Source organism: Fimbriimonadia bacterium, assembly GCA_039961735.1.
Lineage (GTDB): Bacteria > Armatimonadota > Fimbriimonadia > Fimbriimonadales > JABRVX01 > JABRVX01.
Genome location: JABRVX010000012.1, coordinates 10929 through 32694 on the forward strand (window position 1 = coordinate 10929; position 21766 = coordinate 32694).

19 protein-coding genes are annotated in these 21766 nt (G+C 56.9%); 7 read left to right on the forward strand and 12 right to left on the reverse strand.

Going from position 1 to position 21766, the window contains the following annotated elements; translation table 11 throughout:
- Positions 1-20: 20 nt before the first annotated feature.
- The 4 genes from cadA to HRF45_05155 are packed head-to-tail and all read right to left on the reverse strand — an operon-like array spanning position 21 to position 8030.
- A complete protein-coding gene (gene cadA, locus HRF45_05140) occupies positions 21-2144 on the reverse strand; it encodes a cadmium-translocating P-type ATPase (GenBank protein MEP0765913.1) in 2124 nt (707 codons plus the stop codon).
- Positions 2141-5239, reverse strand: coding sequence for an efflux RND transporter permease subunit (locus HRF45_05145; protein ID MEP0765914.1), 3099 nt, complete (start codon positions 5237-5239; stop codon positions 2141-2143). The genes cadA and HRF45_05145 overlap by 4 nt, the downstream gene beginning before the upstream one ends.
- Positions 5239-6831: an efflux RND transporter periplasmic adaptor subunit gene (locus tag HRF45_05150; protein ID MEP0765915.1), complete on the reverse strand. Its 1593-nt coding sequence runs from the start codon at positions 6829-6831 to the stop codon at positions 5239-5241. Before HRF45_05150 ends, HRF45_05145 begins: the two co-directional genes overlap by 1 nt.
- Positions 6828-8030: a TolC family protein gene (locus HRF45_05155; GenBank protein MEP0765916.1), complete on the reverse strand. Its 1203-nt coding sequence runs from the start codon at positions 8028-8030 to the stop codon at positions 6828-6830. The genes HRF45_05150 and HRF45_05155 overlap by 4 nt, the downstream gene beginning before the upstream one ends.
- A gap of 821 nt (positions 8031-8851) precedes the next feature.
- Between HRF45_05155 and HRF45_05160 the strand changes: the two genes are divergently transcribed.
- On the forward strand, positions 8852-9973 hold the full coding sequence (locus HRF45_05160) for a tyrosine-type recombinase/integrase (GenBank protein MEP0765917.1): 1122 nt from the start codon (positions 8852-8854) through the stop codon (positions 9971-9973).
- Here the strand turns inward: HRF45_05160 and HRF45_05165 are convergent.
- The 5 genes from HRF45_05165 to HRF45_05185 all read right to left on the reverse strand — a co-directional run bounded on the left by HRF45_05165 (position 9970) and on the right by HRF45_05185 (position 13205).
- Positions 9970-10191 (reverse strand): helix-turn-helix domain-containing protein, encoded by a 222-nt coding sequence (locus tag HRF45_05165; protein MEP0765918.1) that lies wholly within the window; start codon positions 10189-10191, stop codon positions 9970-9972. The two genes, HRF45_05160 and HRF45_05165, sit on opposite strands and share 4 nt — an antisense overlap.
- A 44-nt stretch (positions 10192-10235) precedes the next feature.
- A complete protein-coding gene (locus tag HRF45_05170) occupies positions 10236-10604 on the reverse strand; it encodes a hypothetical protein (GenBank protein MEP0765919.1) in 369 nt (122 codons plus the stop codon).
- 5 nt (positions 10605-10609) lie between these two features.
- Positions 10610-11281 carry a replication-relaxation family protein gene (locus tag HRF45_05175; protein ID MEP0765920.1) on the reverse strand — a complete coding sequence of 224 codons (672 nt, stop codon included), beginning with the start codon at positions 11279-11281 and terminating at the stop codon, positions 10610-10612.
- Between the two features lie 2 nt (positions 11282-11283).
- Positions 11284-11694, reverse strand: a complete 411-nt coding sequence (locus HRF45_05180) for a hypothetical protein (protein MEP0765921.1) — start codon at positions 11692-11694, stop codon at positions 11284-11286.
- Between the two features lie 242 nt (positions 11695-11936).
- Positions 11937-13205: a type IV secretion system DNA-binding domain-containing protein gene (locus HRF45_05185; GenBank protein MEP0765922.1), complete on the reverse strand. Its 1269-nt coding sequence runs from the start codon at positions 13203-13205 to the stop codon at positions 11937-11939.
- Between the two features lie 395 nt (positions 13206-13600).
- Between HRF45_05185 and HRF45_05190 the strand changes: the two genes are divergently transcribed.
- The gene (locus HRF45_05190; protein ID MEP0765923.1) at positions 13601-14998 is read left to right on the forward strand and encodes a helix-turn-helix transcriptional regulator; all 1398 of its coding nucleotides are present in this window, start codon (positions 13601-13603) and stop codon (positions 14996-14998) included.
- Between the two features lie 65 nt (positions 14999-15063).
- Here HRF45_05190 and HRF45_05195 read toward each other — a convergent pair whose 3' ends face one another.
- Positions 15064-15522: a hypothetical protein gene (locus HRF45_05195; GenBank protein MEP0765924.1), complete on the reverse strand. Its 459-nt coding sequence runs from the start codon at positions 15520-15522 to the stop codon at positions 15064-15066.
- A 158-nt stretch (positions 15523-15680) separates the two neighbouring features.
- Here HRF45_05195 and HRF45_05200 point away from each other — a divergent pair, with 158 nt between their 5' ends.
- Positions 15681-15944: a hypothetical protein gene (locus HRF45_05200; GenBank protein MEP0765925.1), complete on the forward strand. Its 264-nt coding sequence runs from the start codon at positions 15681-15683 to the stop codon at positions 15942-15944.
- A gap of 297 nt (positions 15945-16241) precedes the next feature.
- Here HRF45_05200 and HRF45_05205 read toward each other — a convergent pair whose 3' ends face one another.
- Positions 16242-16802 carry a hypothetical protein gene (locus tag HRF45_05205; protein MEP0765926.1) on the reverse strand — a complete coding sequence of 187 codons (561 nt, stop codon included), beginning with the start codon at positions 16800-16802 and terminating at the stop codon, positions 16242-16244.
- 449 nt (positions 16803-17251) lie between these two features.
- On the opposite strand from HRF45_05205, the gene HRF45_05210 reads away from it, so the two are divergent.
- The 4 genes from HRF45_05210 (at position 17252) to HRF45_05225 (ending at position 20025) form a co-directional block, all read left to right on the forward strand.
- A complete protein-coding gene (locus tag HRF45_05210) occupies positions 17252-18100 on the forward strand; it encodes a trypsin-like peptidase domain-containing protein (GenBank protein MEP0765927.1) in 849 nt (282 codons plus the stop codon).
- A 100-nt stretch (positions 18101-18200) separates the two neighbouring features.
- Positions 18201-19127, forward strand: a complete 927-nt coding sequence (locus HRF45_05215) for a DUF1738 domain-containing protein (GenBank protein ID MEP0765928.1) — start codon at positions 18201-18203, stop codon at positions 19125-19127.
- A 204-nt stretch (positions 19128-19331) separates the two neighbouring features.
- A complete protein-coding gene (locus HRF45_05220) occupies positions 19332-19748 on the forward strand; it encodes a MerR family transcriptional regulator (GenBank protein MEP0765929.1) in 417 nt (138 codons plus the stop codon).
- Between the two features lie 10 nt (positions 19749-19758).
- Positions 19759-20025, forward strand: a complete 267-nt coding sequence (locus tag HRF45_05225; GenBank protein ID MEP0765930.1) for a thioredoxin family protein — start codon at positions 19759-19761, stop codon at positions 20023-20025.
- 81 nt (positions 20026-20106) lie between these two features.
- Here the strand turns inward: HRF45_05225 and HRF45_05230 are convergent, their stop codons facing one another.
- A complete protein-coding gene (locus HRF45_05230) occupies positions 20107-21657 on the reverse strand; it encodes a recombinase family protein (GenBank protein MEP0765931.1) in 1551 nt (516 codons plus the stop codon).
- Between the last annotated feature and the right edge of the window lie 109 nt (positions 21658-21766).

Here is a 21766-nt window from a genome sequence, read left to right on the forward strand (position 1 = left end):
AATTGAACCTAACTTGGTTCCTACGATTGGTTCCTAAGCTGCGAGGCATTCGGAGTTCGCAATAGCCTCAGGCCATTTGCAACTACCAACAGACTCGCGCCCATGTCGGCAAAGACAGCCATCCAAAGGGTCGCGACTCCGATGAACGCGAGAATGAAGAAAACGGCCTTCACGCCAATGGCAAAGATGATGTTCTGCTTCAACACGAGCGAGGCTCGACGACTAAGACGAATGAACTCTGGGATTTTTCGAAGATCGTCCTGCATCAGTGCAACGTCGGCGGTCTCTAGTGCTGTATCTGTTCCTGCCGCGCCCATTGCGAAACCAACGTTCGCCTGAGCCAGCGCCGGGGCATCATTGATGCCGTCGCCGACCATTCCAATATGGCCATGCTCGGCCGTGAGTTCCGTGATAATTGTTAGTTTGTCTTCCGGAAGCAGATCGCCGCGCGCGTCGTCAATTCCAACTTGGGCAGCAATGGCCTTCGCCGTTCTGACGTTATCACCGGTGAGCATAAGGGTCTTCACCCCCAACTCGTGTAGCTCCTTTATTGCTTGAATGCTCGTTTCGCGGACGGTATCGGCTACGGCGATGACTCCGAGCGCTCGATCTTTGTCGCCGAGAATAACGACCGTTTTGCCCTGCTCTTCAAATCGTTCCAAGACAGCCTCGACCTCAGCGCGGCAATATTTTTCTTCATGAGCTAGCCGGTGGTTTCCAAGGAAATACTGCTGCCCATCGACGACTCCCTTGACCCCGCGACCAGTGATAGACTCGAATTCTCCGACCGAAGCAATCTCTCCTTCGTACGCGGTGACGATGGCTGTGGCCACAGGATGTTCCGAAGGAGCATCCAGGCTAGCCGCCAGGCGAAGCAGCTCAGCTCCCTCGATGGAGTCAAGGGGTACAACATCTGTCACCATCGGCGAGCCGTGGGTCAATGTGCCGGTTTTATCCAGAGCAATCTGCGAGAGCCTTCGACCCTCCTCGATGTAGGCGCCACCCTTCACCAGAATCCCTCGTCGTGCGGCCGACGCGAGCGCACTAACGACTGTGACCGGGGTCGAGATGACCAGCGCGCAAGGGCACGCGATTACCAGGAGCACCAATGCCCTGTAAAGCCAAGCCGAGAACGGCTCGGCAAAGAGTAGCGGCGGAATGGCGGCAATCAGAATTGCCAGAACGACGACAATAGGAGTGTAGTACCGGGCGAACTGATCGACAAAACGCTGCGTGGGCGCCTTCTGACTCTGGGCTTGCTGAACCGCTCGAATGATCCGCGCCAATGTCGTTTGACCTGTGTTCGCAGTCACCTCAAAGTCGAAACTGCCTTTCTCGTTAATCGTCCCTGCGAAGACCTGATCCCCAAGTTCCTTGGGTACGGGCATGCTTTCGCCGGTAATGGGGGCCTGATTAACTGCGGACGCTCCAGTCTTGATGATGCCGTCCAAGGCAATCCTTTCCCCAGGGCGTACACGAACAAGCTGCCCCACCATTATTTCAGCCGTGGTGACTTCTCTCCAGTCGCTGTCGACAAGCGCCAGCGCACGATCAGGCGACATTTCCATGAGAGAGCGAATCGCATGACGAGCGCGATCGAGGGAGAGTGCTTCGATCATTTCAGCCACGCCAAAGAGGAAAGTGACCATTGCCGCTTCTGGCCATTGGCCGATGAAGGCCGCCCCAATGATCGCGATGGTCATCAAGAAATTGATGTTCAGTGTCAGTGTGCGCAGGGAAACGATTCCCTTACGAATCGTTTCCCTCCCGCCGAGTGCAATCGAACCAAGGGCTAGAGCCATAACGGGCCACGACCGTTCAGTGCCAGAAGTCCACGCGGTGACTTCGGCGGTCACCGCGAGGACGCCGGAAGCTCCCATGAGCCATCGATCAAGTACTGGAACAGCCGGTCTATGCCCAGCCGGTTCGGGCTCGTTCTCACTGACAAGCTTTGGATCCATTCCTACCGATTCGAGAGCTCGCTGAATATTGCTTTCGTCGGAATGTTCGTGGAAGACCGTCAGCTTGCGACTCATGAGATCGAAGTCAAGCTTCTCGATCCCCTCCATGCCCTTTAGGCGATTCCGAATAATGCCTTCATCCGTGGGGCAATCCATCTTGCCGATGTGGAAGACCGTCTTCATAGTTCCTCCGGAACTTCGTTATCGCGCTCGAACCACGTATAAAGAACGGGAAGAACCAGAAGGGTGAGTAGCGTGGCAGAAGCGATTCCGCCGATAACAACCGTTGCCAGAGGTCTTTGGACTTCTGCTCCAATGCCCGTGTTGAGCGCCATCGGAATGAATCCAAGCGCGGCTACAAGTGCGGTCATGAGCACCGGGCGAAGTCGCTGTTGAGCGCCTTCCTTGACCGCGTCTTTTACCAAGAGCTTGCCTTCTTGTCTCAATCGGTTTATCGCCGATACCATCACGACGCCGTTCAGGACAGCCACGCCGGACAAGGCGATGAAGCCTACGCCAGCCGAAATGCTGAAAGGCAGCCCTCTGACCCATAAGGCAAGGACTCCACCCGTTACCGCGAGCGGTACGCCTGTGAAGATAAGCAAGGCTTGCTTAATAGAACCAAAGGTCATGAAGAGCAGCGAAAAGATCAGGGCAAGTGCCAGGGGCACCACGATCATCAGCCGTGCGCTCGCTTGTTGCAGGTTTTCAAACTGGCCACCCCATGTGATGTAATAGCCTTCGTCCAACTTCACCTTCTGGTCTATGGCTTTTTGGGCGTTTGCGACAAACCCGGCGAGATCGGTTCCGCGAACGTTGAGTTGGACGACCACCCGACGCTTGCCCGATTCCCGACTGATTTGGGCCGGAGCTGGCTGGTTGTCGATGTGTGCGAGACTCGACAGCGGGACCGATTCTCCGTTGGCGAGCTTGACGGGCAAACTAGCGATTGCATCAGCGTCGTTTCGTACTTCGGCAGGTAAGCGAACGATCAGTTCATACCGCTTGTCCCCTTCACGAATCTGCCCGATTTCTTCGCCGCCCAAGGCCGAGCTGATCAACTCTTGAACTTCGCTGATCGATACGCCGAACCGCCCAATGGCTTCGCGGTCGATGTCGATTTGGAGGACGGGAATCGGCTCAACCTGCTCGACTTCGACGTCGGCCGCGCCGGGGATTTCCGCCACAACCGCCCGGATCTCTTCAGCCTTCTGACGAAGGACTTCGAGGTCTTCGCCAAACACTTTGATCCCTATATCCGCTTTGACTCCGGACACCAACTCCGAGAACCGCATTTCGATAGGTTGCGAAAAGTTATAGCCTTGTCCAGGAACTTCGTTGAGCTTCTCCTCGATCTCTTCGCGTATCTTCTCTTTGGTCATCCCGGCCCGCCACTGATCGCGCTCTTTCAGCATGATGAAGCTGTCGGTGAGACTTAGCGGCATTGGATCGGTGGCGACTTCTGGCGTTCCGCTCCGGGAGAACATCGTGATCACTTCAGGAACTTCAAGCACCTTCTTCTCGGCGGCAGTTACGAGCCGGATCGTCTCCTCTGCGTTGACGGTGCGGATACGAATTGGCTGCACAACGAGATCGCCTTCATCCAACGTCGGGATGAACTCAGCTCCTAAAGTGGTGAAGAGCCAAGCTGAAACCCCCAAAAGGGCGACCGCCCCTATAACAACGATTGCCTTCGCTCGGAGGGTAAAGTTCAACGCCGGTTTGTAAACACGGCTGAAGAATCCCATGATTGGATTCTTTCCTTCGCGCGTGTCACCGGACAAGAAGAGGCTTGCAAGAGCCGGAACCAACGTGAGGGTCAAAACCAACGCGCCTAGAAGCGCAAAGACGACCGTGAAGGCCATCGGTTTGAACATCTTGCCTTCGGTTCCTTCGAGTGCCAGGATCGGCAGATAGACCACGGTGATGATCGAAACCGCGAATGCTGTCGGCTTAGCTACTTCTTTCGAGGACTCCCAGACTACATGCCGCACATCGTGGCGGCTCAGTGTCTTCCCCGCATGCTCGCGGGCCTCGGCAAGCCTGCGCACCGCGTTCTCGATCATAACAACAGCGCCATCCACGATGAGACCGAAGTCGATCGCGCCGAGGCTCATCAGGTTGCCTGAAATGCCCCACTGGTTCATCATGCCGATGGCGAAGAGCATTGAGAGAGGAATCGCTGAAGCGACAATCAACGCACCGCGCCAATTGCCGAGCAAGATAAGGAGGACAACGATGACGAACAATCCGCCTTCCAGCAGGCTTTTCTCAACTGTGCCGACCGTCTTATCGACAAGGTGGGCGCGGTTGTAGACCGTGGTCAGCTTGACATCGTCAGGGAGTTGTGCCTTGATCTCTTCAATCTTCGCGTCCACCGCCTGAGCGACTGTTCGTCCATTGGCACCCTTGAGCATCATCGCAATGGCGAGGAGAGCTTCATGGCCATCTTTGGTGCTAAGACCCGTCACCACCGGTGTTCCCGTTTTGACTTCGGCCACGTCGCGAACGAGGACGGGGGTGCCGTCCTCTGAGGTTACGGGGATTGTTTCGATTTCAGCAGGATTGGAAGCCATTCCGACTGACCGGATAAGCGTCCTCTCACCGCCAGCATCCAGGACGCCGCCGCCCGCATTCTGGTTGTTATTTTGTAGCGCTTCGATAAGGTCATGGATTCCCAGCCCCCGCGCTTGGAGTCGGGACGTGTCCGCGATCACTTGATATTGCTTGACATTGCCGTCAGCTACATTGACTTCAGCGACCCCGGTGAGGGAGCGAAGCTGAGGTGCGATCTGCCAGTCCATGATCGTTCTCAGATCGGTGATCGATCTCTTGTCACTCTCTAACGCGATCATGTAGATATCGCCAAGTCCGGTCGAGACCGGGCCCATTTGCGGAGCATCGAGGTTCGTGGGAAGCTCCGCCATAACCCGGCTTAGGCGTTCGTTTACCAATTGCCGCGCAAAAAAGATGTCCACGTTATCGTGGAATGTCACAGTGACCTGCGAAAGCCCATATTGGCTAAGCGACCGAGTGTTCATGACGCCGGGCAAGCCCGACATGGCCGTTTCGATAGGAAAAGTCACCAACCGCTCGACTTCCTCGGGCCCCATTCCCCCCGTCTCGGTGTTGATGGCAACCTGGTTGGTAGTAATGTCTGGAACCGCGTCTAAGTTGAGCCTGGTCCACGAAAGGACCCCCCAAAAAACAAGCCCGATCGTTCCGGCGAACACGAGCAATCGTTGAGTGAGGCTGAAGTGTAAGAGGCGGTCTAGCATTAATGCTCATGCCCCTTGAGTTCGCCCTTGACCTTCTCGCTCTTAAGCACGAAGGCACCCTTGCTGACCACCCGGTCACCCATGGAAACGCCTTCGAGTATCTCGACAAAATCCCCTTGGGTTCGTCCGAGAATGACCGTGCGTTCTTCAAACTTGCCGCCGTCCTCAGCGATGTACAGCTTTCGAGCGTCTCCGTCCTCGACGATCGCGCTGACTGGAACGGTCAAAGCTTGAGATCGAGACCCGACACCCAAACGAACCGTCACGGCCATACCGCTGCTTAGCTGCGAGTGCGAGTTATCAACAAGGACTTGAACCGGCATGGACCGCGTCTTTGGATCGAGGCGGCTTCCTATCGACTGGATTAGGCCATTGAATACACGATTGGGATAGGCGCTGACACTTACCTGTGCGACGCTTCCAACTTTTGCCCTTCCGATCTGCTTGTCAGAGACCTGCGCCACGACCCAAACGGAGGAAAGGTTCTCAATCTCGCCCAGCTCAGTCGTCCTTTCTACGGCTTGACCAATAGTGGCTTCAAGATCGACGATAACGCCGCTGATGGGAGCGTTTACGACGAGCAATCCACCGGACGCCCGTCCTGACCCGGCCAAGGCCGAATAGCCAGTTCTTGCCGCTTCAACTTTTTTCTTGGCTGCTACCACACCGGCACTCGCGGAGCCAAGCCGGATGTGTGCTTGTTGGACTTCGAGGTTTGCGGAACGAACCTCTGCTTCTGCGGCTTGAATTTCTCGCAAATTCGATAGACCTTGTTCGGCAATCTTTCGCTCACGCTCAAATGTCGCCTTAGAGAGTTCAATCCTTCTCTCAGCATTGCGCTGTCGAATCTTGTCGGTAGCCACCTCGAGCCTGGCTTGCTCCAGCTCCGTGCGCGAGATGAGCTCCTGTTTGTAGAGACGTTCCGCCCGTTCCAGTTGAGCTTCATGAACAGCCTGGTCTTGTTTTCCCTTTTCAAGCTCCGCTTCGGCGTCGGCCAGTTCCTTTTGGGCGGCTTGGAGAGCGGGCTGACTAAATGCACCCGTTTTGGCGAATGCTTGTTGCCGGGCCAATTGCTGTTTGGCTGTGCGCAATTTCGCGTTTGCCAAATTGATCTCGGCAGTTGCTTCTCTTACTGCAGCCTGCGCCGAAACGACCCCTTGCTGCGCTTCGATGATCTGCGCTGACGCTTGTGCCAGCTCTCCGGAACGCAGTGTCGCGATAGGTTGTCCAGCTCGAACTCGGTCACCAGGCTTCACATGAAGCCGAACGACTTGCCCACCAACGGGCGGAGTCACAATCGCCCGGCCGTGGGACGAAGCAGTGACCGTTCCCGGAACCCTCAACTCTTGCTGAAGCAGCCTCTGCTTTGCAAGTTGCGTCTCAATTCCGGCGATCTTGATGGCCTCTGCAGTTAGCTGGATGTCTTCGGTGTGACCAGCTTCCTCTTTGGCAGCCCCTGATTCACCCTCGGTGTGCCCCGCTTCTTCGTGGCCATGCTCATCCATCGAAGCAGCCGCCCCTCCGTCCTTCGCGCACCCCGCCAAGGCAACGGCGAGAACGCCAAGAATCCAAATCAATTGGAATTTCTTCATGGATTCACCTCCAGAATCTGTCCTGATGCACGGATCAGCCGCGCTTGTGCTTGTGCCAGACGGCTTCGCGCTTCGATATACGCTTGCTCAAGATCTCGTAGCACTCGGGTTGCGTCGAGTACCTCGATTAAAGTCGTCGCTTGTTCGGTGAGACCGGGCCGTAGTCGGTTCACCAGTTCCTTTGCCCGCCCGACCAGAGCCTCATACTTACCGACCTGATCATCTGCTGACCTGACTTCGATCTGAGCCGCTGCAACTTCGCCCTCGGCGAGCTTTATCGCATCGGCAAGCGCTTTTCGTGCTGCCTCCGCTCGCAATGCGGCGGCCTTTGACTCCGAGGCGGCTCGACCGTGATCGAAGAGCGGGATGGACAACTGCAGTCGAAGGCCGTACCGATCGTTTCGCTCCTGCCATGGGGTTCGTCTCCCTTGTAGCTCCAGTTCCGGTCGGCCGCTTGCTCGGGCAATGGCAATGTCGGCCTCCGCAAGTTGCGCTTGTGCATCGAGGAGCATGAGTTCCGGCCGCTGGCGCTTCAGAGCCTCCGAGTCGGTTTGAACTACGGCTAGGTCCGGAAACCCGGCTTGAAAGTCGCGCAATTCGGTTAACCCGCTTGAAGATTCAAGCTTTCGCAGTGCCGCCTCCAATTCGGCTTGGCGCTGTTCGGCACGAAGCTTTGCCTGCTCAAGATCAAGGCTGACCTGCGTTAGGTGGAAGCCCGGTGCAATTCCGCCTTCAACCCGTAAGCGCGTTGCTTCATGGAGCTGTTCATAGACAGACTGGACCGCCTTAGCGCTCTTCGCCAGTTCAGACGATGTGACGGCGTCAAGATACGCCTCAAGAACTTCAGTTTGAACGTCCAGCGAGACTTGGCGAAAGCTGGCTTCCGCTTCCGCAACGAGAGCTCTGCCCGAGCGCCGAAAGGCGGTCGTTCGACCAAACAGGTCGATGGGTTGGGATAGGACAAGGTCATCGTCAGACCCACCGGTCTCGGGATCAGACGTATATCCAACGAATAAACGCGTTGTGGGATATGCCCCTAAAGCGCGACTGGTCAACTTCGATTGGCTGAGTCTAAGACTAGCCGATTGAAGCAAGGGGCGATTAGATCGGGCCGAACGAAGAACGTCGTTAAGCCCGATCTGCTGGGCGTGCGCCGAAATGGCGACGCCAGCAAGGCAGAACATGGTTAGGGTTCTCATGAAATCTCCAACTGAAGTTAGGGTCACGGCTCCGCCGGAGCGGAGCGAACGACTAGCTCAGTTGGAATGGCGGGGCGCGCGAAGGAGAAGTTGAGGGCGGGGCATTGGGAAAGCCCTGTACAATGCGCGCGAAAACGACCTTGCAGACGATGGGCCGAACGACCGGCAAGCAAATCGCTCCCGGAAGGATCGCGAAAACGGGCTGGAACGGCTGAGACGGGACTGCCGTTTGCTTCTCGTTGGAATCAATGCAAGGCGTCAGAGTGCAGCACTCATGGCAATCTTGTGATTCACTGACCGAGAACGTTGGCTCAGACTGGCTCTTCGATTCGCCGTCGACGCAAGGTCCGCGCGGACAAGTGGGGCACTCCTTACCGTCGGGCAGCACCCAAGTGCCGGAGCAAGCGTGAGCTTGTCCAAGTAGGAGCAACCATACGAGGATCAGAGCACGGCCCAACCGCACAACACCATATTATGGCGAAATTGCTGTGGGACATTGGGTCCCTGTTGCCGGGTCGTCAGAGGCTGAGGATCGTGACCTCTGCAGCTGTAGTCTGCAGAGGTCAAACAGGTTCAAAATCGGCCCGTTTCATCCAAAGTTGCACAATTTGCGACCATCGCACTGCAGAGGTCGTGGGTTCGAATCCCATCATCTCCACCAGGTTCAAATGAACCTAAATGGTTCCTAAGATTGGTTCCTAAACCAGAGGTAGACTGTAGGAACCATGGCGAAAGCTATTTCGGGCGAAGGCTCCATCCGGAAGCGTCTCAGCGGCAAACTCGCTGGGAAGTGGCGGGTCCAGTGGTCATACAACGATCCGATGTCCAACGACCTGACGACGGTGGATCGCACTTTCCCGACCCAGGCCGAAGCAGCCAGGTTCCTAAAGGAACTTAAGGCTCGCGTTCACACCGGCCAGAAGGTTGAGGAGTCGAACACCAAGAAGGCACTAACGCTCAATGCGTGGTTCGACGATCTCGCCGGGACTTCAGAGTGTGGCTATGCGGGTCGCTGGAGCGAAGACGGAATGAAGCTCCAGACAATCGCGGCCAAAGTCAGCCGCTACAACTCGAACGTGCGCCGCTCTGAACTTGGCTCACTTCCCGTGCAGCTCATTGATGTAGATCGCGCCCGTGCGTTCTTCCGAGCGATGAAGGAAGCTGGCAAGAGCAAGGCGACAATGAAGGACGTTCAGGCGGTGCTGGTCAAGGTGATGAACGACGCGATCGACACCTACGAGAAGTTCCCCAACCTTCGGAACGCCTTCTCAAAGGTGAAGCTTGAGACTCCTGAAGCCCGAGAAGCTATTGTGGTGACACCAGAAAACGCGATGAAGGCCATCCGGAAGTTGGAGGCTCCCGCCGATCGCGCCTTTCTTGGTTTGTACTTCCTTGCGGGTCTTAGGCTGAGCGAACAAATGGCGCTCACTGCCGAGCAGGTCGACTTTGCCCAAGGAGTGATTGTCATTGATCGTGCGGTCAAACTTGGACCGACCGGCCGTCAGGAAGTCGGGCTCCCGAAGGGCGACAAGACGAGGCTGGTTGCCCTGTGCCCCACACTGGCTGATCTATTGAAGCCAGTGGTCGGTGACAGTGACGGCTACCTCTTTCATGCCGACTCCGCTGACAAGCCGAAGATGAAGAAAGTTGTCTATTCGAATTGGAAGCGCATCTTGAAAGAGTCCGGCTTGCCAGACGAGCTTGAACTTCGCGACTGTCGCCTGTCGCACAATTCCTGGATCGAGAAATTCTGCCCAAAAGTCAGCCTCTCGACGAGGCTCGAACACATGGGGCATAGCGTCAACCGGAACAACTCGGAACACAAAGGGTTGACCGTGAATGTCCGCAACTACACTCGCTTTCTGAGCGGTGGCTTGGACATCCTGAGGAAGGAACTTGAGCGGGTTGTGAAGGCAGCCGAGCGTAAAACATCGCGGCGTTAGCCTCCGGTCCAGCCTTGCTCAAGTTCCCGTTCCCGCAAGTACGCTTCGAGTTGACGCCGGGTGATCATTGTCGTGCCCTCGTCCTTGATGTGCCCGAGCCGCTTCGAACGAAGTAGGCGCTTCAATTTCGACTCACTGATGCTCAGAACTACTGCCGCTTCGGGAATCCGAAACGCCAGCTTCTCACCGCGCCAATCTTCTGAGCGATTGAGTCTCATCGACTGCCCACCCCGCCGCTATCAGGGCTTTGCGATCCCGTATATCAGAGCAACCTCGCCCGGATGAAGCGTCGAGTGATCGTCGGGACGTTGACGACTTCCTGGCCCATCGGAAAGCCAAGGAAGGTCTTCTGAACGAGCTGATGGCGATCGACACTCTCCATCGTCTCAACCTCGAATCCACGGTATCCCATGTCGGCGAGGACAATGAGTGCCCCGATATCGGGGCACTGTTGGGCGACCCTCTCGACGACGCGCATCGCTTCTCTTGCCTTGACGACTGCGAGCGAACGGTCGCCGTAGGACTCGGCTTCCTCGCTCTGGTCGAGGAGGTTCTGGGCTCGCTCAAGCTGTTGTCGGAGCGAGTTCGGGACAGTGACGAGAGGTTGTTGGTCGGTTCTTTGGGGAAGCATGTTGTTTAACTCCAAGGTGTGATCGGGGTCGCACCAACCTCGTCGAAGGTTTGAACAAGAAGCTCAAACCCTGCGTCGGAGGGCTGAAGGCGACGAAGGTGACGAGAGCGCAAGGGGCCGGTTGTGACCACCAGGACGCGAAATTGACTAAATCCATACAGCGACTGGCACTGGCCAGAGCGGGCAAGGGCCTGATAGCCTGTCAGCTTTTCTTTGAAGCGAGGCGCGGAGGCGCGCCCCATGTCGACCTCGACAAAGATGGGCAAGCTTGCCATGAGCAGTCCGTCTGGTCGAAGTTCGAGCCCCTTGGAGCCCTGGATCTTTCGCCAGAGCTGTTGCTCGAATCTCCAAGCTGCGCTCGACTTACGCTGCAAAGCGATCCGAACGTTTGTGACCGACAGAGCATGCTGCACAAAGCGAGGCGAGGAAGTACGGCCCGCTATGAGCGACGAGATTCGCGCATCTACGACCTCAGCCGCTCGCTTGGTTGCCATGTATAGGCTCTGACCGAAAAACGGTGTCTCCAAGCGGCGAAGGAGTTCAAGCCGCTTCAACTCTCTCAAGCGGGTGTTCGCCCGAGTGATCGAGTTGAAGTAACCGAGCTCAAGGAAATGGTCCCTGCAGAGAACATGGCTCAGAGCCAATTCCCGGAGGAGCATAATGTCTCGCTTGGTCACCCTCACAGCGTCACCTCAATAAAATCAGTGTTGGCTGCAAGGCGTTGAAGGAGTTCTCCTGCCTCGAACGAACCAACGCGGGCCACGGTTGGCCTACGGGACGTGTGTGTCATGAAGACGACATCCGGGCGACCGCCGCAAAACCGCCGCGCCGCTTCGTAATCCCATCCATCCGGGGCCTGGTGATCGTCCCAGGCCATACGGGCAACGGCCTTGAATCCGCAACGTCCATATACCGCAGGCAGAAACGTATCGAACGCGTTGAGGAAGATGCCGCCAAGCATGACGGCAAGTTCCATCATTGTGCGAGTCGCGTGACGCTTGCGACGATCCTTGTGACAGAACACCGAAACGACTTCCTGCCCGTTCAGTGCGAATCCAGCCATACCGTCGGCGTCTGAGAACAGTCGCATAGCCGTGTATTCCGAATCCGAGTGCACATGGAGACAGGCGCCCAGCGCACCGTGTGAGGCGCGAGCGTCAGCGACCATAGAGCGGAATCGCTCCGCATGTCTCAAACCCGGGGGGAGTTCGAAGAGGGAGAAGGACTGGATCCCTTCTAGAGCCAGTCGGCGACCTAGGGCCGGACTCGGCTGATACTCGCGCTCAGCCCGTTGGCCACAGTTGGCCGAAAGTTGGCCATTCAGTGTGCCGATCATTGGAGCCAATCCTCCAAGTTCCCGCTAGGCGGGCGATCGGTCCTGGTTCGTTTCTGAAAGCCCGCTGGCTCGGCGGTTGCACCGCCAGATTCCGATGTATCCGCAGCTGGCTCCTCGACAATTTCGTAGTAGGCCGGCGCAAGCTCCGACAGACGGCCAAGGAACTCCCGGGCAGCCGGACTTACACTGCCCACGTCATCGATCAAGGGCGCGTTCACTTCGATCTGAATGGGTGCCTCCCCGCGCTTCCATAGAACCGCTTCACCAACTGGTAGATTGGGAAGGTCAAAGGCGCCTTTGACGCCTGCCAAGTCCTTGTTCAGCACTTCGGCGTCTTGGTAGCCGGTTCGGAAGACGACCTTTACGCCGACGTTGCCCAGAATCACGGACCGGATCTTTGGCGTAAGTTGGGCCAGCGTTTGGTGAGCCAAGACAAGCGATAATCCGAACCTACGACCCTCCGCGAGGATCGACTCGAAATCTTGCATCGAGAAGTTCTCAAATTCATCAACGTAGAGTCGGATCGGGTTCCGAACACTCTCGGCAACCGTTGCTCTGGAGAAAACCTCTCGGCGGATCGTGCTCAGCATGATCGAGCCGGTCATCCATCCCGCCGAATGCAGTTCATCGACCGCGAGTGAAACGAGGGTGATGCTCCCCGGCTGGTTCAGGTGTTCACCGAGGTCAACGGGGTCGGGATGGCCGAACATCCGGCGCAGTCCTTCCGTCGAGAGGAGGGCACTGACTTTGTTGAGTACAGCTGAAGCTAGAGCCGCTTGTTTGTCAGGGCCGAGCGCATCGTATCTTCGCCAGAAATCTTTGAGAGAGTCCGTCGTAGCCATTTCGATGAATGCACGGCGGACTGACGCATTGTAGAAAAGACCTTCGAGCTGGTTCAACGAGCTGTTCGTCTCGGCAAGGAGCAGTAGGGCGTTCCTAAACGTCTCGGCGAGTTGGACTCCCCACGACTCAACCTGCGCCGCAATAGCGTCAATCAAGCCAAGCGCCTTGTAATAGGGCTCGCCCTGTCCAGCCAACGGATTGAATCCGAGCGGATTCTGCTTCTCACGCAGGTCGAAAAACCGAACAAGGCTAGGATCAATGCCCGCGCGCACTGCCAGTTCGATCACCGCCAGTGCAAGGTCGCCGCGTGCGCAGAGCACGATAATGGAATGACCCCGCAAGAGGTCAGCGACGATGAGATGATGGAGGAAATTCGTCTTGCCGCTGCCAGTCGCTCCGATCACCAGGGCGTGGGTTCTCAAAACCTCCGCTGAAAGGTAAATGAGGGCTTCTAGGAGTGACCCACAGACATCCAACCAGTTCTTGACAACCCCCACCCAGTGGTCGGGGATCGGCACCGTTCGGCGAGAGGAACGGCTGCGGGCGCTCACGAAGCGCCCCCACCAGGCTCCGGGCAGTGACCTCCAAGACGAACATCGGGAACGAGCGCAGCGTGGGGGCAACTCCTCTTGACTCGTAATTGAACGTCTGCTAATGTGCCCAAGCAGTGGCATGGTGTTCTCATGTCTACTGTTCCGCCGGGTTGCTGCTACGAACAGCACCCGGCATTTATAATACGCTATAAACTTCAGACACTTTCTCCGTTTGTCGTAAAACCAGGTAATACTACGGGGTCGTGAGCACTCAGTTTCCTGCCATGCTTAAGGGAGGCGTGAACGAATTTGGCGAAGCTATCAGACAGGCTCGACTGGCAGTCGGATTGACCTTGCAAGAGGTCGCTGAAAAAGCTGGCGTCTCGACGAGCTATGTAGGTCGGGTCGAGCGCGGGTCGCTCCCTACGCCACCGTCCGATGCCGCAATCGTCGCCATGTGCTCGGCGCTGAGCCTCGATCCTTCTCCGTTCCTCGAAATGAGGAAGAGCTTCTACCGAACGGGCCGATCGCGCCCACTGCGGCCGGGCAACGTCGTCGAGGTTGCGCTGAACGATATCGCTGCCTTGGGAGAGCAAGCGTTTCGAGCTGCCGAGGAGCAGGCGAAGAATGGAAACATCGACGGCGCTTTGCAACTCGCCGAAATCGCGTTGTCCCACCTGGAGAGCAGCCGAAGGCATGGCTCGGTCGCCCGCGTCGGTCACCTTCTGGCGTCCCTTCACCTGGACAGACTACATAGGGATAGAGAGGCCGTTGACCCGACCGAACAGAGGATCAGAGCTCTGAGCTACTACGAAGTTGCAGTCGGTGCTTTCAGACGCATCGCCAAGCCAACGGCAGATGATCGACAAAAACTTTACGACACCATTGCGCAGTCCGCTCGGCAATTCGAGGCTCTGTCCGACATAACCGACCACAGCCACCTGCCTCTGACTCTGACCGACTTTGATAAATGGCCTGAAATCGTCTCTCTCACCGTCGCGGCGACCGACCGTATCAAGCTCGTGCAGGGACTCGCCGAGTCGATAGCGACATGGGGTAGTGAAACCCTGCCGGGCGAGTCGAGAAGCGATGCACAGATTCTGTCGGGACTGATGGCAAGTCACTTGGCCAGATGTTATGCCGACGAGCTGTATACCGTGGCTGAGAATCGGAACCGAGAGCTGCTTGAAGACCTACGGAATCTGACACCGTCTGTTGAAAGTCTGGTGATGGCAGCGATGGTGACGACCAATCTCGCAGGAGCGCTGATCGACCACACGCGAATGACATCAAAACCAATATCTATGGAGCCGTTCAAGATCGTTGAGGAGTTGGCAATACAACTGAAAACCTTCATGGCAACCGCCGTTTCGAGCGATCGGAGCCGGCTCACAAGAAGGCTTCAGAAGTGCCATCAGGAACTCGGCAGTTGGCACGCGGCAGAGAGTGAAGTGAAAGAGGCGGTATGGCACCTGTACGTTGCCCTAAAGCTTGATCCGGACGACTTGCTCGGGAAGGCAATGTATATCAACGACCTTCTTTCGAGTCTGACAAGGAACAGGCCTGAGCTTATCAAGACGATGTGGTCTTGGCTTGAGCAAAATGTTTCGGAGGAGGAATTCAGTTCTCTGACGTATTCAATCGCACCTCCTGAAGGCATGCCCAATAAGAACCAGGTCTAGTATTCGGATCGACATGTCGAGTGAAGCGCCAATGTATCGTTAGTGGTTCTGCTGGGTATCAGATTTTACGAACCCCAGACAATAGCCTTCGCGAACAGTAACACGGGGATTAGTGCAATGACGCCAGCGATTCTCGTGAGTCTGACAACGCCCTGAGCGTCAAGATCACCTTCGGCAATGTGCGGTGGCTTGCCAAACCAACAGATCACAATTGCCCAAAGGAAGAGGAGCACTCCAAGTCCCGAGCCCACTTTGAAGCCCACGGAGTTCTGCTCTGCGAAGATCCGGTGTAAGCCAATCAAGCACATTGACGAGTAGGTGATCGTTGCCAAGACGTTAGCGACCAGCACCAGAGCGGCTCTGAACACTTCCTCCTTGCGACAGTCTTCTTCCGCAGAAAAGTCGGTGGCTGACAAAGTTTCAGTGCGTGTTTCGATAACCACTCGCTGACCCGACGGCAGATCAAACTGACCGACCTCATCCCAGTCGTTTTCGTCTCTATGGCCCGGGTGTTCAGCCATCATGATCAACCTTACCTAAGGCCGGCATGAGCCTTCGCTAATCGTTCGACGCAAGGCGCGGCGAATTGACCTTCGGGCGGAAATTGCGACTATTCCCTCATGTTCGTTTCGCCCTGTCCGGGGGCTGGGGCAAGTCTCGAGCCCCCGTACGAGGTGAAAACTTGCACATTGAACTAGGAGCGCTCTTGATCACGCCGAGGGCGCAAGAGACGATCGACCCGGCAGATGTGTTCGAGGCGATCCAGAGGCATTCGATGGGCGACTGGGGCGAGGTCTGTGACGAGGATCGTCAAGAGAATGAGGTTTCGATTCAGAACGGCTTTCGGGTCCTGTCCGCATACAGCGACCGACGAGGAGCGAAGTTCTGGATCATCACCGAAGCCGACCGATCCTCGACGACCGTTCTCTTGCCCGACGACTACTGAGCAGGCCCCGCCTGCTCCTTTTTTTGATGCGAGATACTCCAAGGTGCGGCCAATCCCTCGGTCAACGACCCGGCCAACGGGGCGGCCAGGGCTGACCGGGTTTTTTGAACCTGGTTGAACTTGCCTCAAAACTCAACTCTCATTCTCCGAGTTCTGTTACTCACTCCTCCTTCCTCATTCCCATTGCGTCAGTCGTCTTTCGTTCCATTCCCTCGGATCATTCGCCCGGGGCGGGGCCAATTCTGACCATGAGAGACATATTAGAACGAGATTGGAAGACTAGATCTGAAGGCAGCATTATCTCGGAGGGAGAGGTTGTCTCCCAAGATCAATGATGAAGCCTTGAAGAAACGCAGTCGCTAACATGCTTAGAATGAAGCCAGCCATGTTCAACCGGTAGATTCGTTGATCCTCAGCCGAGTCTGAGTCGCACTTTTGGATCACGTTCCATATTCGGATAAGCCAGAGAGCGCACGCCGACCACAGAACGAAGTAACTCAGCGCGTTTGCGAGCGGATGGCGGAAGGCAGGCGCGATCCACCAACCGAAGATGAAGAACAGAATCTGACCAACAGCGTAAACCTTGAACGAGGTCAGCCCTGATCCAAACGTGATCCGCCGCCAGACAGCAACGAACCCGGTCGAAGCAACCACTCGCGACTCGCTCTTGAGCTCTTCGGTGACCGTTTCGATTTCGACTACCCAATTGCCTCGGGAAGCACTGCATCGGGTGCCGTGAGCTTGACCAGGCTCGTTCGAACCGTGGCTTGTCTTGCTGTCGTCTGGGCCACCCATCTCGTGATGACGATACCCGTGGACTTGCCATAGAGTTAGATTTCGCCCAGCGCGAAGAGCCATGACTTGCTCTTCGCGGGAGTTTCGCTACGCTCGAAGGGATGAGAATTGTGCCGACTGGCTCCGAGTTTCGACGAACGGCTTGGCGAGCGCTTGGCGGGCTTCTCGCCTTAATCGCTGTCGTGATAGGGCTGACCAGCACGGTCTTGTCCTGGGTGGTTTTCGCGTCTTGTTTGCTGGCACTGGCATGGCACTTCAGGAGCAACGCAGCAGTTGTCCGCGCTGTCCGCTTTGGCTATCTCCGCTCGTATCAATGGGTTCGCGCCCACATGGTCACTCTTTGTGCGGTTTCGCTCGTCTTCTCGTCCGCAGCTCTGCTTCTCGAAGTCGAATCGCGTTGGAGGGCTGCGACTCGCCAACCTGAGCGCACGTGTGGCATGGAGGATATTGAATCAGCATCTGCATCAGTTGTCCTGATTCAGGGCAAGGAAGTCGACGGGAGCGGCTTCTGGGTGACTCCGACAACCGTCATGACCAACAACCACGTTGTGGACCACAACCCGGAGCTTGTCGTGAACAAGCGGTTCCCGGCGACGGTGCTGGCAACCGATTCGCTCCGCGACATCGCCCTTCTCTCGGTGACCTTTGTGGATCCCGAGCCAATCCCCGTTCGGGTCTCCGATCAACCGCCACGCCTGGCCGACGACGTCTATGTGATCGGCCATCCGATCGGCAGGAACCTCACGGTCTCCAAGGGGATCGTTTCTGCTTTGACCAGCGACGACTACGATGACCGGCAATACATTCAGACCGATGCGGCCATCTCGCCTGGTAGCTCGGGCGGCCCGGTCGTGGACAAGTGCGGGCGAGTGGTTGGCATGGCCACTCAGACTCTGAGAGGGGCTGAGAACGTCGGCTATGCGATCACATGGTCGCAACTCTCACTGCGCATGGATCAGATGCTCAAGGCCATCGAATCCTCAACCCGAGAGGAACGCGAGCTGACCTATCCGTCCGAGCAGACGGAGGTGGTCGCGAAGTACTACTCGACGCTCGGCGCCGGAGACCTGCAAGCCGCGTATGACTTTTATTCCACGGCACGAAAAGCCAGACTCCCATATGACAGCTGGGCCAAGGGGCTTGGCAAGACGGTCTTCATCCGGCTTGTGGACGTTCGACCCGGCGAACGGACGAACATGGTGAAGGTTCACTTCTACTCGACGGAAGAGGTCGAGGCGGGCACCTGGGAATGGCGGACTGGTGAGTTTGAAGGCACGTGGACGCTGACCCGAGAAGGCGGCCTCTGGAAGATGAATGAGTCGAACATCAAAGACATCACCAAGCCAGCAGACTCACAGTAAGGGCGAACCGTTCGGTCGGACGAACGAGAGTTGCTTGATGGCATCGCTTGGATGAACGTGGAGGCAGCGGACTCAACCCGCAATCCCACGGAGATTCCAGATGTCACAGCACTTTCCCAAACCACGGTCGCGCGCAACGCCCAACCGGGAACTCGCGCAACCAACTACTTCGGCCTATCAGACGATCACATCACGGATCGTCGAAGCCCTGAAACGAGGCGTCGTGCCTTGGCGAAAGCCTTGGCGGGGACGCGATCAGCTGCCGTGCAACGCCGTCAGCAAACGGCCGTACCACGGCGTCAACCTACTTCTACTCTCCCTTGCGCCGTTCACGGATCATCGCTGGATGACCTTGCGCCAGGCGAACGAGCTTGGCGGTCGAATCCGGCGCGGTGAAAGGTCTTCCATCGCAGTCTTCTGGAAGCACTTGGACGTAACCGACGAGGAAGACGCCCAAGACGGTCGCCGGCGCTGCATCCCGCTCTTGCGTTACTACCACGTGTTCAATGCTGAGCAGTGCGAAGGGCTGAACCTTCCCGTTCTTATGGACGACTGGAACGAGGAGTTGGCGGCCAGGATCGAGAAGGCGGAAGAGGTCGTCATGTCAATGCCAAATCCTCCAAAGATTGTGGAGGGCGGCAACGTCGCATGCTACCAGCCGCCCGAGGACTTGGTCCGCATTCCCAAGATTCGAGACTTCGAGTCGGCGGAAGCCTACTACGCGACCCTCTTTCACGAACTCGGGCACTCCACCGGGCATCTGAACCGGCTCAACCGGCCCGGAGTGACGGGCGCGATCCACTTCGGATCGTGCGACTACAGCCGGGAGGAGTTGGTGGCCGAGCTGACCTCGGCTTTCTGTTGCGCCGAAGTGGGGATCGACAATTCGATCCTCGACAACGCCGCGAGCTACATCCATGGCTGGCTGGAAGCCCTACAGGGCGATCCCAAGGCCGTCGTCGCGGCAGCCGGGCAAGCACAACGCGCAACCGACTACATCCTCAACGTCCCTCCGAGATCGGAGTGAACATCCAAGCGGTTCCACTGCATTCGTGGAGCCGCAGTTTTCCACGCACGCTTGATCACCTAATTCTTTGTCTCCTCTACGCGTCGGTCATTAGACACCTAGGACTTCGTAGCTTCATTCACCATGGTCGAATTGAATCGATGCAGCCAACTTTCGCAAGTGGTCTTGACTCTCAACCATGGTTCAGGCAGTAGATTGAAATAGATGCGCATTGGTGAGTTGGCAAAAGCGGCAGGGATCAGCGTCAGTAGCGTTCGTTTCTACGAGGCGCAAGGCTTGATGCCCAAGCCAGAAACCCGCGAGAGCGGTTATCGCGAGTACCGTCAGGTCGACCTGGCTCGCCTCCGCTTGATCGTTGCTGCCAAACGGCAGCGCTTCTCGCTCAAACTCATTCGGACCTGTTTGGACGCCCTCGACCAAGAACCACAGCCTTGTGCCGAGATCGCCGAGTTGGTGCGAGATCGCATCACCACAATCGGTCGCGAGATTCGCGACCTCCAGCGCCTGCAAGCCCACTTGGCGGCCCAACTCAAGGCGTGGGAACGGGACGAGCTCCCGAAAGACGAGTGTCTCTGTGCGATCCTGGAAACAGACGCACTCACAAAGACTAGGAAAGACTAGGAGAAAGAAAATGGCAAACATCGAAGTGTTCATCGCCGGCTGTCCTCTTTGCGACGAGGCAGTCCGGACCGTCAATGAGACGGCCTGTCCGAACTGCACGGTCACCGTCTACGACTTACGTGAAGGCTGCGCCACCAACGAGTGTCACGACAAGGCCAAGGCTTACGGCATCAACCGTGTCCCCGCCGTCGTCGTGGACGGCAAGCTCTGCTCGTGCTGCGAAGGATCGAAGGTCAGCGCCGACGATCTACAAGCGGCGGGCGTTGGCCGGGCTTAGCGCACGGCTTGTTCCTAAGAAGGGTAGCGCCCACGCGCTACCCTTTGCTAATTGGCTGTGCCTTCGATCCGCTCAAGGTTCTTACCTATCCCTACCGAACGTGCTGTAGAGATCCCGGAAGAACTCGACACGCTTTCTCAGCTCGTCATGTTCGCACTTTTGCCGCTGTGGGCCACCAAACTGGACACAAGGGCCAAAAAGAAAGGCATCGCCTCCTGTTGCAGGAGCTTCTGAGGCGGTTCGCGGAACGCGTCTTTCTTCCACGACGGCCCCCGTGGGAAAGAAGAAGTTTTGGACCCGCTTTTTGTCGCTGACATCTGCTGTTTGCCAAAAGCGTTCAACCTGGTCGAAGAACCGTTTGCCGTAGTCGATCAGGATGTTGATATGCGGTTCGCGGTCGTTCGCACTCGATTTCGATAGCCTGGCTTCAATGCTCCTGAGTTTGGATTCGTACTCCTCGAACATCTGTTTAGCGAGGTGGTCAGGGACGACTGCATCGGCAACCTTCCTGGCAAGGCTTTTCTGTTGACTCTCGATTCGCTCGCGTTCCTTGCGCAGTTCTTCGACGAGCTTCCCATAGTGGCTTCGCTCTTGCTCCCAGAAAGCCCGAAGGTCGGTCGCCATTTCATCGCTTAGATCGAACTCCGATCGAAGGAAGCGAAGCCGGTGCAGGAATTGGTGCTCGACGAATTCTCTCGGAAGATTGACCCGGGAGCAGTGCCGACACCGATAGTAGGCGTAACGACTTCTTCGGCCCCTAGACCAGCAAGCGGTGAGGAACTGGCCGCACTGACATCGAATGGTGCCGCGAAGGGGGAAGTCTTCGTGATCGCGCTGAGTGACCCTGGGGTGGTTTGACGGGGCGACCGCTGCTTGAGCGGCCTCAAAGAGTTCGACCGAGATGAGCGGAGTGAACGGCAAAACTCCGCGGCTCTTCACACCGAATGCCTCGATGATGCCGATGTACGCCTTGTTGCGGATCATCTTGTAAAAGCCGTTCCGTTGGATTGGAACGCCGTGCTCGTTGAGCCACTCCCGAACCTCGGCGATTCGGATCTTTCGGGCTATTTTTTCAAATGCCTCGATTACCAGCGGCCCCGTTCTTGGGTCAGGCTCAATGTTTGCCTTTCCGTCAATCCGCACGTTGCGATAGCCTGCGGGAGCCCTCCAGACCCATCGGCCTTGGGAGACTGCCTCCCTCATACCATTGAACGTACGCTCGGATCGAACGTCGTTGTCGAACTGGGCTGTGGCCGCCAACATGCTCTCAAGAAACTTTCCGGCAGGCGAGTCATCGAATCGCTCGTCGATGGACTCAACACGAATGCCGAGGTTTCGCAGGTGGCGCTTCAAGTGATGGTAGTCCTCTGAGTATCTGGCGAAGCGATCAATCTTCGGCACGACCAACAGGTCGATCTTGCCCTTCTGTTCCTCGCAGTAGCGCAGCATTTGCTTGAGCACGGGGCGATTGTCTGTCTTGGCCGACTCTCCCTCTTCCACGAACTGCTTGACGAGGCGGTAGCCCTTGAGAGCCGTGAACTCAATCACGCGCCGCCGCTGAGTCACGAGAGATGTACCGTCAGTTGCCTGGCGGTCGGTTGAAACTCGGATGTAGGCTATTGCGCGTACCATTTCTTGAACATGATGTAGATGATCTCGGCGAGTTGCCGAGTCTGTTCTCTTGTCAGCTTCGCAGGTTTTTGGGATTTGTCACTAGGCAAAGGAACGATGCATCCGTGAA